This window comes from Protofrankia sp. CiT1 (assembly GCF_917627335.1).
In the GTDB taxonomy this organism is placed as follows: Bacteria; Actinomycetota; Actinomycetes; order Frankiales; family Frankiaceae; genus Protofrankia.
Genome location: NZ_CAKJTP010000090.1, coordinates 1 through 16,789, shown reverse-complemented (window position 1 = coordinate 16,789; position 16,789 = coordinate 1). Strand labels below are relative to the sequence as shown.

General features: G+C 70.5%; 12 protein-coding genes. 1 reads left to right on the top strand and 11 read right to left on the bottom strand.

Annotated elements, in window-relative coordinates:
- Window position 1: 1 nt before the first annotated feature.
- From murC to ftsW, 4 genes are all read right to left on the bottom strand, one after another.
- Window positions 2-1,435, bottom strand: a complete 1,434-nt coding sequence (gene murC, locus MJ785_RS14675) for a UDP-N-acetylmuramate--L-alanine ligase (protein ID WP_239381355.1) — start codon at window positions 1,433-1,435, stop codon at window positions 2-4.
- Window positions 1,436-1,465: 30 nt separating this feature from the next.
- The gene (gene murG, locus MJ785_RS14670) at window positions 1,466-2,596 is read right to left on the bottom strand and encodes an undecaprenyldiphospho-muramoylpentapeptide beta-N-acetylglucosaminyltransferase (protein ID WP_239311154.1); all 1,131 of its coding nucleotides are present in this window, start codon (window positions 2,594-2,596) and stop codon (window positions 1,466-1,468) included.
- 164 nt (window positions 2,597-2,760) lie between these two features.
- Window positions 2,761-3,996, bottom strand: coding sequence for a PLP-dependent aminotransferase family protein (locus MJ785_RS14665; RefSeq protein ID WP_239372920.1), 1,236 nt, complete (start codon window positions 3,994-3,996; stop codon window positions 2,761-2,763).
- Between the two features lie 152 nt (window positions 3,997-4,148).
- The gene (gene ftsW / locus MJ785_RS14660) at window positions 4,149-5,501 is read right to left on the bottom strand and encodes a putative lipid II flippase FtsW (protein WP_370652949.1); all 1,353 of its coding nucleotides are present in this window, start codon (window positions 5,499-5,501) and stop codon (window positions 4,149-4,151) included.
- A gap of 329 nt (window positions 5,502-5,830) precedes the next feature.
- Here ftsW and MJ785_RS14655 point away from each other — a divergent pair, with 329 nt between their 5' ends.
- Entirely contained in the window at window positions 5,831-7,216 is a 1,386-nt protein-coding gene (locus MJ785_RS14655; protein WP_239311152.1) for an FAD-binding oxidoreductase, read from the top strand.
- Window positions 7,217-7,276: 60 nt separating this feature from the next.
- Here the strand turns inward: MJ785_RS14655 and murD are convergent, their stop codons facing one another.
- The 7 genes from murD to MJ785_RS14620 form a co-directional block, all read right to left on the bottom strand.
- Window positions 7,277-8,641, bottom strand: a complete 1,365-nt coding sequence (gene murD, locus MJ785_RS14650) for a UDP-N-acetylmuramoyl-L-alanine--D-glutamate ligase (RefSeq protein WP_239311151.1) — start codon at window positions 8,639-8,641, stop codon at window positions 7,277-7,279.
- On the bottom strand, window positions 8,589-9,917 hold the full coding sequence (locus MJ785_RS14645; RefSeq protein WP_239311150.1) for a hypothetical protein: 1,329 nt from the start codon (window positions 9,915-9,917) through the stop codon (window positions 8,589-8,591). Before MJ785_RS14645 ends, murD begins: the two co-directional genes overlap by 53 nt.
- Entirely contained in the window at window positions 9,914-10,753 is an 840-nt protein-coding gene (locus tag MJ785_RS14640) for a polyphenol oxidase family protein (RefSeq protein ID WP_239311149.1), read from the bottom strand. The genes MJ785_RS14645 and MJ785_RS14640 overlap by 4 nt, the downstream gene beginning before the upstream one ends.
- 155 nt (window positions 10,754-10,908) lie before the next feature.
- A complete protein-coding gene (gene mraY / locus MJ785_RS14635) occupies window positions 10,909-11,976 on the bottom strand; it encodes a phospho-N-acetylmuramoyl-pentapeptide-transferase (RefSeq protein ID WP_239311148.1) in 1,068 nt (355 codons plus the stop codon).
- Entirely contained in the window at window positions 11,973-13,388 is a 1,416-nt protein-coding gene (murF, locus tag MJ785_RS14630) for a UDP-N-acetylmuramoyl-tripeptide--D-alanyl-D-alanine ligase (protein WP_239311147.1), read from the bottom strand. The genes mraY and murF overlap by 4 nt, the downstream gene beginning before the upstream one ends.
- The gene (locus MJ785_RS14625; RefSeq protein WP_239311146.1) at window positions 13,385-14,962 is read right to left on the bottom strand and encodes a UDP-N-acetylmuramoyl-L-alanyl-D-glutamate--2,6-diaminopimelate ligase; all 1,578 of its coding nucleotides are present in this window, start codon (window positions 14,960-14,962) and stop codon (window positions 13,385-13,387) included. The genes murF and MJ785_RS14625 overlap by 4 nt, the downstream gene beginning before the upstream one ends.
- Window positions 14,963-15,004: 42 nt before the next feature.
- The coding region (locus MJ785_RS14620) for a penicillin-binding protein 2 (RefSeq protein ID WP_239381353.1) at window positions 15,005-16,789 on the bottom strand (1,785 nt) is incomplete at its 5' end.

Below are 16,789 nucleotides of genomic sequence, written 5' to 3'. Positions count from 1 at the left end.
GTCAGCGGGGGAGGGTCGCGCGTTCGGCGAGGACGCGCAGGATCTCCCCGCCCAGCAGGGTCACGTCACCCGCGCCGACCGTGAGCACCAGATCGCCCGGACGCGCGAACGCCGCGACCCGGCCCGCCGCGGCCGACCAGGATGGCTCGTAGACGACCCGGTCGGCGGGAAGCGGCACGCGGGCGGCGATCGCCGCGCCACCGGCCCCGGGGATCTCCCGCTCCCCCGCGCCGAAGACATCCATGATCACAACAGCGTCCGCAAGACCCAACGCGGCGCCGAACTCGGCCGCGAAGGCCGCCGTCCGGCTGTACAGGTGCGGCTGGAACGCGACGACGACACCGCCGCCGCCGGCAACGTCACGGGCGGTCCGCAACACAGCCATGAGCTTGGTGGGATGGTTGGCGTAGTCGTCAATCACCCGGATGCCCTCGACGGTGCCCTTGGCCTCAAACCGGCGGCGGACACCGGCGAACCCCGCCAGCCCCGCCAGCAGACCAGTCGCGGGCAGGCCGAGCTCCAGCCCGGCGGCCAGCGCGCCCGCGGCGTTCAGCAGGTTGTGCCGCCCGGGTACCCGCAGGGTCAGCTCGCCCAGCCGCCGGCCCCGCACGACCACCTCACAGGTGGAACCGGTCGGCGAGACCATCGCGAGCTCCACCCGGACGTGGGCGTCCACCGACTCGCCATAGGTGGTGACCCGTGGCACCTTCGGGCCTTCGCTGTCCCGCAGCGCGGTGATGAGCCTGGCCGCGCCGGGGTCGTCCAGGCAGGCCACCACAAAGCCGGCCGGGTCGACGCCGCTGACGAACCGCGCGAAGGCCGTGTCGACGTCCGCACGCTGACGGTAGTAGTCAAGATGATCGGCCTCAACGTTGGTGACGACCGCCGCGAACGGCTCGAGGAGGAGGAATCCGCCGTCGCTCTCGTCGGCTTCGGCGATGAAGATCTCACCCGAACCGGCATGCGCGTTGGAGCCAGCCTCGTTGATATCACTACCGGTGACGAATGACGGGTCGGCTCCACATGCCTGCATGGCGACGGTGGCCATCAGCGTGGTCGTCGTCTTCCCGTGGGTACCGGCGACCGCGAGCCCCTGGAATCCCCGCATCAGCGCGGCCAGCGCGGCGGCCCGTGAGACGACGCGCAGGCCGCGCCTTCTCGCCTCCTCGACCTCCGGATTTCCAGCCGGAATGGCCTGGGAAAAGATCAATGTATGGATGTCGCCGACATGCCGTGGATCATGACCGATCATCACCTCCGCCCCGAGCGCCCGTAGCGCGGCCAGGTGACGGGTGTCGCGGGCATCGCTTCCGGACACAAACGCGCCGCGCCGCAGCAGCAGGCGCGCGAGGCCGCTCATACCGGCGCCACCGATCCCGACGAGGTGCACGCGGTCGAAGTTGTCCGGTAGCGCCCGAGCTGTCACAGCTGACATCTTGCCCCATCCATCGCCTCGGACCGAGGTTCAGCGGGCAGCGTGGCGTGCCGGTTGCCGCCGGCGGGAGGCCGCGGCATCCCTGATCATCGACACGATCGCGTCCACGGCACCGGGATGCCCGCAACCGGCGCAGGCCGCCGCCATCTTCGCCAGCCGCTCGGCCGAGGTAAGCAGGCCCAGCAGCTCCGCGCGCACCCACTCCGGGGAGAGCCCGGCATCGTCGACCAGCAGACCGCCGCCGGCCTCCACCGTCGCCAGGGCATTACGCCGCTGTTCACCATTACCGTGCGGAAGCGGAACGTAGACAGCGGGCAGGCCGACCGCGGCCAGCTCCGCGCAGGTCATCGCGCCGGACCGGCACAGGGCCAGGTCCGCCGCCGCGTACGCGGATGCCATGTGATCGAGATACGGCCGCACCACATAGGGCACAGGCAGGTCCGGGGGCAGCGCCGCGAGCACCGTGTCGACGTTCTTGGGCCCGGCCGCGTGCAGAACCTGGACCCCGCTCGCAGTGATCTCCCTGGCCGTCGCACTGATCACGTCGTTGAGCCGCCGAGCCCCCTGCGAACCACCGAAAACCAGCAGCGTCGGGTGACCCGGGTGCAGGCCGTAGCTGATCCGGGCGGCCCGAGCGGCCGTCGGCGACCGGTCCAGACTCAGAATCTCCGGACGCAGCGGGATACCGGTGAGCCGACCGCCGCGCAACGGAGTGCCCGGGTAGGACACCGCCACAAAAGACGTGAACCGGGCACCGATGCGGTTCGCCACCCCCGGCACCGGGTTGGCCTCGTGCACGACGATCGGGATGCCCGCCCGGCGCGCGGCGAGGTAGGCCGGGACGGACACGTACCCGCCGAAGCCCACAACCACGCTCGCGCGCACCCGCAGCAGCGCCGCCGACGCCTGGCTGACCGCCCCGGCGAGCCTGCCGGGCACGGTGAGCAGGGACGGCGTGGGTTTACGGGGCAACGGCACCTTCGGGATGGTCACCAGCTCGTACCCGCGGGCCGGCACGAGCCTTGCCTCCAGCCCGGACTCCGTCCCCAGGAGGGTCAGGCGCATCCGGGGGTCAGCGGCCCGCAGGGCGTCCGCGACCGCCAGCGCAGGTTCGACATGGCCCGCCGTGCCACCGCCGGCGAGCACCACACTCCTCAGCATCGTCCACGACGATGACACACCTCAGCGACGGATCGCTCTCCGGGTCCCACCAGCGGCGGCGACGGCCGCTGCCTCGCGCGGCCGGGCGCACCGGTGACGCGAGGAACAGCACAGAGGAACAGCACAACCGCGGCCGGCCCTCCCCGCGTCAGGACGTCAGGACGTCAGGCCCGCGGCCCGAGGGCCGCGGCCGCGGCGTCGGACAGCCGGCGGGCGGCGAGCTCAAGACGTTCCGGGGAGCTGCCCGCGAATGACATCCGCATCGTCGTGGAGTCGGGATTGTGCACAGCGAACTGCGGACCGGACACGTAGGTCACCCCGCGGCGGACCGCGGCGTCGAGCAGGTCGTCCGCGGACAGGCCGGGCGCGACGACCCGCCCCCAGACGAACAGCCCGCCAGCGGGATCGTTGACCTCGACAATCCCCGCCAGATGCTCGCTGATGGCGGCACGCAGAGCCGCGCACCGCCGTCCGTAGATGGCCGGCAGGGTCGCCAGGTGCGCGTCGTACCAGCCCTCCCGGCCGAAGAGCTCAAGCAGGGCGTACTGCGTCAGCGTGGAGGTATGCAGGTCCGACCAGAGCTTCGCGCGGCCTACCGCGTCCACGAGCGCGGGCGGCACCAGCACCCAGCCGACCCGCAGCCCCGGTCCGAGCGTCTTGGAAAAGGATCCGATCGTGATGACTCGATCACCATAGGTGGCAACCGGTGGCACGGGATCTCCCCGGAAGCGCAGTGCCGGGTACGGCTCGTCCTCGGCCACCAGGAACCCGTACCGCTCGGCCAGCTCCGCGAGTTGCCGCCGCCGGGCATCGGTGAGCGTGGCCCCGGTCGGATTATGGAAGGTCGCGACCGTGTAGACGAGTTTGGGACGCTGGCCGCCGGCCAGCCGTTCGGCGAGCGCGCCGACATCCAGGCCGTCGTCGTCAACCGGGATCGCCAGGAACTCCGGCTGGTACATCTCCAGGCAGTGCAGGGAACCCGGGAAGACGGGCTCGTCAATGGCTACAAGATCCCCGGGGTCGAGCAGGGCACGCGCGATGATGTCCAGGCCCTGCAGCCCACCGGCGGTCACCACGACCTGGCTCGGGTCGACCGGGCGCCCACGGTCCACCGACGCCCGGTCCGCGATCCAGGCGCGCAGCGCGGGAAGGCCCTCAGCCGCCGAGTACTGCAACGCGGCCGTCGCTGCCTTCGAGGTCGCCACCTGGTGCACGGCCGCACCGATCTCCGCCGCGGGCAGCGTCTCCCCGGCCGGCAGCCCACCAGCGAGCGAGATGACGTCACGGACCTCGCCGAGCCGCAGCGGGTCACGCATCACCCACGTCCCGATCTCACCCATCCGCCGGGCGAGCGGAACCGGCCCCGGCAGGATCGCCTCGACCGACTCGCTGTCGCTCATCCCATCCTCCACCCCTCGGCCGGGACGCCATTCGGGGAAAACTATCCTGGGGACGGCCAGCCGTGACAACGGCCCGGCCTTCGTGCGGCGCGGCCGGCGTCATGATTGTCGATCATCTGTCACCCGCGGCGGGCGGCCGTCTCGGCATCGGGTCAACGGTGCGCGGCCGCGGAGATCCTCTCGGCAACGTCATCATCACCGCTGTCGCCGCGGCTGCCCCGGGCCACCCGCGCGCGGGCCCGGAAACGACGCCCGCCGCCCGCCGCCGGCTCACCTGCCTCCCGCGCCTCGCGCCGGGCTGCCGCCCTGGCACTGAGCATCGCGGTCGCCGCGGGCTCGTGCCGGGCGAACGACAGCAGCATCCCGACCGTGAGCATCGTGGGAACCAGCGCGGAGCCCCCGAACGAGACCAGCGGAAGCGGGATTCCCGTGATCGGGAGCAGGCCCACCACAGCGCCCATGTTAATCATGGATTGGCCAAGCAGCCAGCCGGTGGCGGATGCCGCGGCGAGCTGGACGAACGGGTCAGCGCTGCGGTGGGCGACCCGGATGCCGGCGAACCCGAGAACGGCGAACAGGATGACGACGACCAATGTGCCGAGCAGGCCCAGCTCCTCACCGATGATCGCGAGGATGAAGTCGGTGTGGGCGTTGGGCAACAGCCCCGGCCACTTCTCCCGGGACGCGCCGAGCCCCTCACCCCACCACCCTCCCGACGCCAGCGCGTACAAGCCCTGGACCGCCTGGAAACCGGTGTCATGGGCATCGGCGAACGGGTCGCGATAGGACAGCAGCCGCTCGAACCGGTACGGCTCCCGGATGGCCAGGACGGTACCAGCCAACAAGATCACACCGCTGATGGAGACAAAGACCCGCAGCGGCGTCCCGACCACCCACAACAGCATGAGCATGATCAACAAAACCACGATCGTGGTCCCCATGTCGGGCTCAAGCATAATCAGGACGCAGATCAGCAACGCCCCGGGCACAAGCGGGACCAGCAGGTGCTTCCAGTCGCCCAGCAGCTTGCGTTTACGCACCAGCAGATCCGCGCCCCAGAGCACAAGGCCGAGCTTGGCGATCTCGCTGGGCTGCAGGGTGTACGAGCCCAACTCGATCCATCGCTGCGCACCGTTGATCGACTTCCCGAACTGCGGGGTCAGCACGACCGTCAGCAGTACCAACGAGACAATCATGACCGGGTACGCCAGTACCCGGAAGACCCGCACGGGCAGCCGGCTGGCCAGCACCAGCAGTGGCAGGCCGATGCCCACCCAGGTCGCCTGCCGGGCGAACACCGCGTAGGACGAGCCCAGCTCGTCGAACGACCGCACGCTGGATGCCGACAGCACCATGACCAGCCCGAGCAGCAACAGCAGGCCAGCCGAGGAGAGCAGCAGGTAGTAGGAGGCCAGCGGCCGCGCAAGCACGGGGACCCGGGTGCCGTCGACAGCCGGCCCGCCCCGCTCAGGCATACCGAGCGTGGGCTCGTCGCCCCCGGTCACCACGTCCCGCTCCCCTGCTCGTCAAGGAACACACATGCAACACGCCCACCGAGAGCACCGCCGGAGTCACGCGGTTCTTCTGGGTGAACGCGGTTATGGTCCCCCATCAAATAGTCCATGCCGCCAGCCTGTTCGACACCGACCATCATGGGTGTGTCGAGCACACATCAGCCCGCCCGCGGCCTCCGGCCGGCATATACAACCCGACGGGGTCAAATCCTGACATAGTGTATGTGATCGGCCACTATCGTTACAACCGCTCCCCTCGGTCCGGTCAACGCCACCGACAACACCGATCGGGGGTCACGACTCTGAGACGACACTGAACCATGTCACGAAACCAGCTGGTCCAGACGCTGCGAAACACGGTCGGCGACGCCCGGGTGCTGACGGATCCAGAAATCATGGCCGGGTACGTCCGGGATTGGACCGGCCGATTCGTCGGGCGGACGGTGGCGGTGCTGCGTCCGGTGGACACCGCGCAGGTGGCGGCCATCGTCCAGGTGTGCGCGGAGCACGAGATACCGCTGGTGCCCCAGGGCGGCAACACCGGGCTTGTCGGCGGCGGCGTGCCGACCCGCGGGGAGATCGTGCTCAGCCTGCGCGGCCTCGCGGACCCCCCGTTGATCGATACTGCCGCCGGCCAGGCCACCGTCGGTGCCGGCGTACCGATCAGCGTGCTGCGCGCCGCGGCGTCCGCGGCGGGGCTGGCCTACGGCGTCGATCTCGCGAGCCGGGACACGGCCACGATCGGCGGCACCGTGGCCACGAACGCCGGTGGCCTGCGGGTACTCCGGTACGGGGACACCAGGGCGCAGCTGCTCGGCGTGGAGGCGGTCCTCGGCGACGGCAGTGTGGTCTCCCACCTCGCCGGCCTCGCCAGGGACAATACCGGCTACCATCTGCCCTCACTGCTTGCTGGTAGCGAGGGCACGCTCGGTGTGATCACCGCGGCACGGGTCCGGCTGGTGCCGGCCGCCCGTGCGCGGGCGGTGGGTCTGCTCGGCCTTGCGTCCGTACCGGACGCGGTCGCGGCGGCGTCCCTGCTGCGAAACAGCCTGCCCGGACTCGCCGCGGCCGAACTCATGCTCGCCGCGGGCCTGGATCTCGTAACGGAGGCATGCGGCCTGTCCCGGCCGCTGCGCGGAACGCACGCGGCCTACCTCCTCGTCGAGGTCAGTGGGGACGCGGCCGACGGCGAGACACCGCTGAACACGCTGGCGGAGGCCGTCGCCGGTCTGGCCGGCGTCACCGACGCCTCGCTCGCGGGCGACCAACGCGGCTGCGAGGCCCTGTGGGCCTACCGGGAACGGCACACCGAATCGATCAGTACGCACGGGACACCGGTGAAAATGGATGTCACCCTGCCGCTCGCCGGCCTGCCCGCGTTCGTCGAGGCCGTGCCCGACACCGTCAGGAGTATCGCGCCGCGGGCGAGAGCCTGGCTGTTCGGGCATGTCGCCGAGGGCAGTGTGCACGTGAACGTCACCGGCGCGGGTACCGCCGGCGAGTGGGTGGAGGACAGTGTGTTCCGGCTCGTCGCCGCGAACGGTGGCAGCATCAGCACCGAGCACGGGATCGGCACAGCCAAGCACCGCTGGCTGCCGCTCAACCGTTCACCGGTCGAGATCGCCGTGTTCCGGCGGATCAAAAAGGCCTTCGACCCCGCGGGCATCCTCAACCCGAACGTCCTGGTACCGCCGGATGCTCCGTGACCAGTACACACGTTCTGTGCGGATGAGCGCTCTCAACCGACTGTCGTGCGGTGGCGGCAGCTACTGTCGCGCGGAGGCGGCGCAGGCCCGCATGGCGAGCGCGAAGGCAGCGCCACGCTCGCGGTAGTCACGGAAACGCCCGAAGCTCGGCGCCGCGGGTGACAACAGAACGATGCCATCGGGCCTGGCCCACCGGTAGCCCTCAAGCACGGCGGCGGTGAGGTCAGGCGCGTCCACGATCGTGACATGCGGGCCGGCACCAGCCTCGGTGACCTGCCGGCGGATGTCGGGGCCGTTGTCCGGCACGGTGAGGACAAGTGTGTCCAAGGTGCGGGTGCGTAGACCAACGGCCAGCGGCCGGTAGTCGATACCCCGGCTCTGGCCGCCCACGACCGCGGCGATCCTGCGGTCACCGAAGGCCTCGACAGCGGCGAGTGTCGGCAGGACGTTGGTGGACAGGCTGTCATCGACGAAACAGACCCCGTCCACTTCTCCGATCACCTGGAGCCGGCTGTCCAGCCCGCGGAACCCCTCCGCCGCGGTACGCAGCTTGTCGCCGTCGTCCGCCTCGGGTACGCCAAGTGCCCGCAGACAGGCGCCGGCGATCAGGGCGTTACGCCGGTTGTGGAGACCGAGCAGCCCCAGCTGCCGCAGCCAGTCGCCGTCCGCCGCGGCGTCCGCACACACCCACCGCACCCTGGGCCCGAGCAGCTGCCGGTGGGCGCGGATCAGGTCGCTGTCACCGTTGGCGATGGTGAGGTCGGCACCGGGCTGGGAGCAGGCGGACAGTTTGTCCCGAAAGTAGTTCTCCGGATCATCACCGTGCCATGGCAGGTGGTCGGGATGCAGCGAGGTGACAGCGACCACCGGCGGGGAGCACGCCAGGTCGGTCGCCTGGTAGCTGGACACCTCAATGATCCAGAAGTCGTACCCGTCGCCCGCGAACGGATCATGCGGTGGCATCCCGATGTTGCCTGCGACCAGGCACCGGTAACCGAGTCGGGTCAGCAGGTGCCCGGCAACCGCGGACGTCGTGCTCTTGCCCTTGGTTCCCGTCACGCAGACCACTTTCGACCGGTCCGCCTCGGCGAGCCACAGCCCCACTCCACCGACCACCGGCACCCCGAGCCGCTCGAGCTTTCGCACGGTCTCGCCGTACCGCGAAATTCCAGGAGCCTTGACAACGACATCACAATGAGTGAGGGCATCGAAGCCACCCAGCGCGGTCACCAACAGTGGCCTGCCCTCGATGTCCGTCCGGGCGGGGGCGTCGTCAACGAGCACCGGCTCGATCCCCCGCGCCCGGCAGGCCCGCAGGTTGGCCTCGCCCTCACGGCCGATCCCGTACAGACCGACCGCGCGGCCACGCAGGTCAGACCAGGAGATCGTCGGGCGCATACCGGTCCGGGACGAAGTGTCGGCCATGCGGGACGAGCAGCTCCTCGGGCGTGGGCTCTCCCGGTAGCGGGCCAAGCGCGGCGAGCACGGGCGAGGCGGCCCGGTCACGGCGCCCGGCGGCGAGCAGGGTAGCCACCCGGCACTCGGTGACGTCGCCGACGCATTCCCAGGGCTTGCTGTCCGCGGACAGGCCCAGCAGCGCACGGAAACGACCCAGCAACGCCACGTCAGCCAGTGGTTCACGCCCGCCGAAGACCTGCCGCAGCGTCGGCTCGTCCAGGAAGGGGGAAAGGATCAGATCGATGAAACAGCACTTGTCACACTGGCCGCACCAGCGGTCCAGCCGCTGAGCGGGATCGATGTGGAAAGCGCGGTTACAGCTGCGGAAGTGGTCGAAGTACTGGGGCAGCGCGGCGAACCGCCGGGCGATCCACAACTCCGTGAACGGGCGTAGCAGGGAGAAGTACTCCGGCCTGCCGCCGAGAGCCTCGACGAGGACCGACCGCAGGGCGGTCTCGAACGCCTCGCCCTTGGAGTACTGGTGGTTGATGGAGCGGCCGTCGACCGTGATGGTGCCCGCGGAGGCCGACCACTCGTTGGACATCACCACCGCGTCCCGCCCGTCCAGCGCGGCGGCCATCACGGCGATCACCGAAAGAATTCCCGTGACCGGGACATGCCCGTTGAGGAAACCGAGTTCCGCCGAGCGCAGCACCTGGGTGTCGATGAGCCGCTCCGCCCGGAGGACCGGCAGGCCGGTGGCAGCGGCGGCCCGTTCGATGGCCTCGAAGCGGTCACCGGGATGGTTGACGACAAACAGCGCCGGATCCTTGGCCCGGGGGCGCAGCAGCTCCGCGGTGACGATGGAGTCCACCCCGCCGCCGAACGGCACCAGCGGCCGGCCCTCGTCGGGGCTGACAGCCACCGGCGTTTCGCGCGCCAGCGCCGGGCCGATGATCTGCAGCCCGGAAAGATCAAGATTGTTACGGTGTGCGAACTCCCCCAGGCCGTCGAGATAGAACTCTCGCAGGAAGGCACGCTCGAGGCCGGTGACCGCGGTATCACCGAGGTCGACGACCGGCGGGGCCGCCGTCTTGTAGTAGGAGACCGCCGTCAGCAGGAACACCAGGCGGGCCGCTTCGGCCACCGCGGGCTCGCTCCATGCCCCGCCGCCGGGGAACGTCACGTCCTCGCGGAACTCCCGCCCGTCCAGGCGGTAGCGGCACACGAGCCGGTCATGCGACGGGTCGATGTCGTAGCCCACATAGCGAAAACTCTCGCCACGCCGCGGTGGCCCGATCACAGAACGTCCTTCCCGCGCAGGCGGGCCACCGCGGCGAACCGTCCGCACGGGTTCTCCGCCCGGTGGCTGAAAAAGGGCGTGCCCGGACCGGTGCCCACCCCCGCGACGTGGATCTGACGTTCCGGCACGCCCTCGGCAACCAGCTGCATGACGTTCGCTCCGGCCACGTCAAACGTCCACTTCCCGAGCCCGTCGGCGCGGATCACCTCGTCCGCGCGCCCGTCGAAGGCGGCCCGGACGGCGGCCACGACCTCCGCCCCAACCTGGTAACGGTCCGGGTCGATCGCGGGCCCGACACCGGCGACGACATTCGATGCGGCGGCGCCCAGCCGCCGCATGGCCGCCAGCGCCGCGGGGACGGCGCCGCGCACGGTCCCGCGCCAGCCGGCATGCACACACGCGAGCACCCCGGCGACCGGATCATGCAGAACGGCCGGGACGCAGTCCGCCGCCAGGACAGCCAGCGCAATCCCGGGCGCCGTGGTCACAAGCCCGTCGGTCAGCGGCAGCGCGTCCGAGGCCGAACGGCTGCCCCGCCCACGGTGCTCATCGGTCACGATGGCGATATTCGGGCTGTGTGCCTGGGCGCAGAACACGAAGTCGTCCACGGTGGCACCGAGTGCCTCGGCCACTGTCGCCCGGTTCGCCAGTACGTCCGCGTCGTCGTCCCCGGCCCGCAGACTCAGGTTGAGTGAGGTGTAGGCGCCGCGGGAAACACCGCCGGTACGGGTGGTGACAAAGACATCCACCAGCCGGTCATCAAAGCCCGGCCAGCACAGTACCTCCAGGCCGGACGGTGTTCGGCGAAACCGCGATGCCGCCACGCCGGCAGTCATCTCCGACGACCTCGCCAGCTGTCGGCTCTCAACGTCCGGTACCGTCCGTTTCAACGTGGCTGGCCACTGATGTTAATCCATAACCGGAAACCCCGGGACAACATGGCGGACACCCCGCCACCACCGGCCGGGACCGCCTGCGTCGAGGATACACATCAGGAACCGCCGTGCGAGAGGAACTCCGCGTAGAACAGCCCGAGCCCGAACGCCACGGCGAGTCCGGAGACAATCCAGAAGCGGATGATGACCGTGGTCTCCGGCCACTCAGCCAGTTCGAAGTGGTGGTGGATCGGCGCCATGTTGAAGACCCGCTTCCGGGTGGCCCTGAAGAAGGCGACCTGAATGATCACCGAAAGCGTCTCGACCACAAAAAGCCCGCCGAGGACGAACAGCAACAACTCGGTCCGGCTGACGATCGCGATACTCGCGAACGCCCCGCCGAGGGCCAGCGAGCCGGTGTCACCCATGAATATCTTCGCCGGGCTCGCGTTCCACCACAGAAATCCGAAACAGGCGCCCATGGCCGCGGCCGCGACCAGCGCCACGTCCAGCGGGTCGCGGACGAAGTAGCAGCCGTCCTGCGCGGGACCGCGCCCGCAGAGATTGCCGAACTGCCAGAAGGAAATCACCACATAGGCGCCGAACACCATCGCCGAGGTACCGGCGGCCAGGCCGTCCAGCCCGTCGGTGAGGTTCACCGCGTTCGACGTCGCCGCAATGATTATCCAGGCGAGCAGCGGAAAACCGATCAAACCGATCGAGAAATCGGTGTCCCGAACGATCGAAACAAACGTCGACCCCGGCAGCAGGCCGTTGGCGTTCTTGAAGCGGACGGCCAGCAGGCCGAATGCCAGCGCCACCGCGGCCTGACCGGCGAACTTGGTCCGCGCGGTGAGCCCGAGACTGCGCTGCTTGCGGATCTTTATGTAGTCATCGAGGAAACCGACCATCCCCAGACCGGTCATGACCAGCAGCACCAGTAACCCGGACGCGGTGAATCCGTTCATCGTGATCAGATGCGCGACGAAGTAGCCGGCCAGCGTCGCCAGGATGATGACCGTGCCGCCCATCGTGGGTGTGCCACGCTTGGTAAGGTGGCTTGACGGCCCGTCCTCGCGAATTTCCTGTCCGTAACCCCGCCGGCGGAACAGGCGGATGACCGATGGTGTGCCCAGCAGCGACGCCACGAGGGCTACCAGCGCGGCGACCAGTACGCCTCTCACCCGTGCGCACCTCGCTCGACAGGCCGGGCGGGGCCCGTCGGTTCACCGGCCGCGAGGTCGTCCGCGATCCGCTCCAGCCCGAATGCCCGGGATGCCTTCACCAGCACGACATCACCTGGCGCCACTCGCTCCCGCAGCAGCCCGCAGGCCGCCTCGACGTCCGCTACCCAGACGGACTCCCCTGACCACGAGCCCTCCAGCGACGCCCCGAGGTGTATCCGGCGAGCCTCGGCCCCCACCACCACCAGCCGCGGCACACCCAGGCGGACCACCAGCCGGCCGAGCGCGTCGTGCTCGTCGTCCGCGGCCGCGCCGAGTTCTCCCATGCCCCCGAGCACAGCCCAGGCCCGCCGGCCGCGACTCATCTCGACCAGTGTCTTCAACGCCGCCCGCATCGATTCCGGGTTGGCGTTGTAGGCGTCGTTGATGACGGTGACGCCGTTGCCGGTCACGGTGACCTCCATCCGCCAACGGCTGCGGGCCTGGGCGTGGGACAACGCGGCCGCGGCTCGCCGCGGGGACAGTCCGAGACGGATCGCGGCCGCCGCCGCGGCCAGCGCGGCCGCGACGTAGTGCGCGCCGACGAGGTTCAACGAGACGGGATGCCGTTCGCCGGCCGTGAGCAGGTCGAACCGCGCGCGCCCGCGGTCGTCGACACGCACGCCGTCGGCCCGCACGTCAGCCCGAGCGCTCTCACCAAACATGATCACATCACCGCGAGCCCGGGTGGCCATGGCCGCGACCAGCGGATCGTCGATGTTCAGCACGGCGGCGCCCGACGCGGCCTCGACGAGCTCGGCCTTGGCCCGAGCAATCCCGGCACGCCCGTCCGCGTACTCACCGACATGCGCCGAGCCGACGTTCAGCACGACCCCGACGTCGGGCCGGGCCACCTCGCACAAGGCGGCGACATGGCCGAGGCCACGAGCGCCCATCTCCAGCGCGACGAACCCGGTGGTCGGCTCCAGGCCCAGCAGCGTCAGCGGCAGCCCGATCTCGTTGTTGAACGAACCGGGCGCGGCGACCGTCGGTCCCAGCTCACCCAGCAGATCGGCGAGCAGATCCTTCGTGGTGGTCTTGCCAGACGATCCGGTCACGGCGACAACCGTCGCCGACGAGCGGGTGCGTACCTCGGTGGCGAGCGCCGCGAGCGCGGCCGTGGGGTCGGGGACCACGACCGCCGGTACGCCGACCGGCCGGGCCGCCAACACCGCGACCGCGCCGGCCCGTACCGCGTCCGCGGCGAAGTCGTGGCCGTCAACCCGGGCACCGGGCACGGCGACGAACAACGCACCGGCACCGACCTGGCGCGAATCGATCACAACACCGGTGACCGGCGCGTCCGGATCGGGCACGGCGTCGAGCCGGCCGCCGACGACGGCCGCGACCTCACGCAGGCAAAGCGGTATCACCGGTGAGCACCTCTGCGGCCGAGGCCCGGACGCGATCCGGTGCCGGCCTGGGCCAGCTCCGCCCGCAGCACGTCCCGGTCGTCGAAGGGTGTCACGACACCGCCGCGCTCCTGCCCGGTCTCATGTCCCTTGCCGGCCACCACGACCGCGTCCGTGGGTCTGGCCAGGCTCACCGCGAGACGGATCGCCGCGGCACGGTCGACCTCCACCAGCACACCATCGGCGCCCCCGGAAGGCAGCGTCGCGGCGCCCGCGCGCATCTGAGCGATGATCATTTCCGGATCCTCCGACCGGGGGTTGTCACTGGTGAAGATCGCTATATCGGCGCCGCGGACCGCGGCGGCTCCCATCAGGGCACGCTTGCCGCGATCACGATCGCCACCACAGCCGAGCACGATGATCACACGCCCGTCGACCAACGCCCGCACGGTACTCAGCAGCGTCTCCACCGCGTCCGGGGTATGGGCGTAGTCGACAAGGCTGACGAAGGGCTGGCCCGCGTCGATCCGCTCCATCCTGCCCGGCACGCCGGGCAGGGCCGTGAGCCCGGCCGCGGCGGTGCCGGCCTCCACCCCGGTGGTGACGAGCAGCGCCAGCGCCACCAGGGCATTGCTGACGTTGAAGGCGCCAGGCAGCGCGATGCGCACCTCGACGTCCACCCCGTGTGGGCCGTGCGCGCGGAAGGTGCTTCCCGCGGGACCGGCGACGACGTCGCTCGCACGCCAGCGCGCGTCAGCAGCGCGCCCGCAGGTCACCGCCGTGGGGACCGCGGTGGCGAGCCGGCGTCCCCACGGGGTGTCGGTGTCGATGACGGACACCTCGGTCCGCTCGGGGGTGAACAGGGCGGCCTTGGTCGCGAAGTAGGCCTCCATGGATGGGTGGAAGTCGAGATGATCCTGGCTGAGGTTGGTGAAGGCCACACCGGCGAAACCGATCCCATCCACCCGGTGCAGCGCGATAGCGTGACTGGAGACCTCCATCGCCGCCGCTGTCACTCCCTGTTCGACCATGACCGCAAGCAGCCCCTGTAGGTCGGTCGCCTCCGGGGTGGTACGCACCGAGGGGACCGCGGCACCGGCCACCCGCGTCGAGATGGTGCCGAGCAGCCCGGTCGTGTGACCGGCAGCACGCAGCCCTGCCTCCAGCAGATATGCCACGGTTGTCTTGCCGTTGGTACCGGTGACGCCCAGCAGCCGCAGGGAGTGTGACGGGTCGCCGTAGACCCACGACGCGGCCGTTCCCAGCACGGCGCGCGGGTCGGCGCTGGTAAGCACAGGTACCCCGGCCCGCCCGGCCGGGAGCTGGGCTACCCGGTCGGCACCGGCCGGATCGGTGAGCACGGCCACGGCACCGGCCGCGAGCGCCTGCTCGGCGAAGGCCGCGCCGTGCACGCGAGCGCCTGGCAGCGCCGCGTAAAGATCGCCTGGCTGGACCGCCCGTGAATCATGGGTGATACCGCGGACGACAACCCCTCCTGGCGGAGCACCGAGAGAAACAAGATCAACGCATCGGGACATCAGGTCGGTGAGCACCCGCGCCGGCGGGGCGACCGGACGCAACACCGGTGAGGTCACGGCACCGACCCTAGTATCCAGCCGTCCCGAGCCCGCGACCGGTCAGCGCCTGGCATCGCGATCGAGAACGAACCTGGGTGCTGTTGTGCCAGGCGGGGGCACCGCGAGCGTCGCCAGCGCGAAGGTCATCACCTTCTGGAACACCGGCGCGGCGACCGTCCCGCCGAAGTGGCCGTCGCGGGGGTTGTCGAGTACCACCTCCACCACCACCCTGGGCTGGTCGGCGGGGGCGAAGCCCACGAACGAGGCGACATAGCCGCTGTAGTGACCGGACGGGCCGAGCCGCTGGGCCGTTCCGGTCTTGCCCGCGACGCGGTACCCGTCGATGGCCGCCAGCGGCGCGGTCCCCGAGTCGGTGGCCACCGCTTCCAGCATCTGCGAGATGGTCGTGGCGGTGCTCGCGGCGACCACCCGGGTGCCAGGGTCGCGAGGCGTGGTGTGCACGGCCCCGTCCGGTGAGGTGGTGCTCTCCACCAGACGAGGCGCGACCCGCACCCCGCCGTTGGCGATGGTCGCGTAGACCGACGCCATCTGGATCGCGGTCGCGGACATTCCCTGTCCATAGGAGATCGTGGCGGCCTGCTGGGGATCCCAGGCCGACGATGGTTTGAGGATGCCCGCGCTCTCGCCCGGGAACCGCAGCCCGGTCTTTGACCCGAGCCCGAAGGCGCGCAGCGCGGTCTCCAGGTTGGCGGAACCGATCCTGCTCGCGATCTGGATCGTCCCGAGATTGCTCGACCGCGCCAGCACCCCGGCCGCGGTGAGGTGCTCCACACCGTGCGGCTCCGCGTCCATGAAGGTCTGGCCCGCGATGCGCATACTCGGCGGCACCGTCACCGGCGTCTCCGGCGAGATCAGGCCGCGGTCTATCGCCGCGGCCATAGTGATCACTTTGTTGACGCTCCCGGGCTCGTAGACGTCCTGGGTGGCACGGTTCTTCAGCGTCGACGGATCAGCACTGGCAATCTTGTTGGGGTCGTAGTCCGGCGCATCCGCCATCGCCAGGATGTCCCCGCTGCCCGGGACCATGACCACAACGCTTCCGCCGTCCGCCTGGGTAGCGCGCACCGCGTCGGCGATCGCGCCCTGCGCGGCCCACTGGATGTCGCGGTCGAGCGTGAGCCGCACGCTCGAGCCCGGCACCGGATCGGATTCCCGGCTCGCCGCGGACGGGATGGGCCGGCCCGCCGGATCCATCTCGACGCGGCGCGCCCCGTCGATGCCACGCAGCACCCGATCGTAGGCGCCTTCGATACCGCCACCGCCCACGAGGACATCATTGTCACCGACCGTGGTGAAACCCACGACGTTGGAAGCCAGGGAACCGGACGGGTACAGCCGGCGGCGCTCCTCCAGGACACCGATACCGGCCAGCTGGAGCTTGGTCACCGTCGCGCCCACGGCCGGGTCGAGCCCACGGGCGAGGTAGACGAAACGTCCGCTGCTCCTGAACTTGGCCACCAGGGCGTCCGCGGGCACCTGAAGGATGGGGGCGAGCAGGTTGGCGACGGCACGGGCATCGGTGATGTTGCGCGGGTCCGCGTACACCGAGCGCGCGTCGACATCCTGCGCCAGCACCGCCCCACCGCGGTCGGTGATGACACCACGGACCGCGGGCAACGCCGCGATGTGCAGCCGCTCCTGCTCGGCGCGCCGGGCGTAGGTGGACGCCTGGAACGCCTGCAGCTGTGTCAGCCGGCCGGCGAGCACGATCAGCAGCAAACACAGGATGACGACCGCGGCCCGCAGCCGTCGGCGCGGACTGCCCAGCCGCAGCGGTGGACGGGCTGGGCCCGTGCGGGGCGGTGGCCGGCGTGCCCCGGCCCC

Excerpts from the sequence above, each read along its gene's own strand:
- murC (WP_239381355.1), bottom strand. The coding sequence starts at position 1,435 with ATGTCAGCTGTGACAGCTCGGGCGCTACCGGACAACTTCGACCGCGTG.
- murG (WP_239311154.1), bottom strand. The coding sequence starts at position 2,596 with ATGCTGAGGAGTGTGGTGCTCGCCGGCGGTGGCACGGCGGGCCATGTC.
- MJ785_RS14665 (WP_239372920.1), bottom strand. The coding sequence starts at position 3,996 with ATGAGCGACAGCGAGTCGGTCGAGGCGATCCTGCCGGGGCCGGTTCCG.
- MJ785_RS14655 (WP_239311152.1), top strand. The coding sequence starts at position 5,831 with ATGTCACGAAACCAGCTGGTCCAGACGCTGCGAAACACGGTCGGCGAC.
- murD (WP_239311151.1), bottom strand. The coding sequence starts at position 8,641 with ATGGCCGACACTTCGTCCCGGACCGGTATGCGCCCGACGATCTCCTGG.
- MJ785_RS14640 (WP_239311149.1), bottom strand. The coding sequence starts at position 10,753 with ATGACTGCCGGCGTGGCGGCATCGCGGTTTCGCCGAACACCGTCCGGC.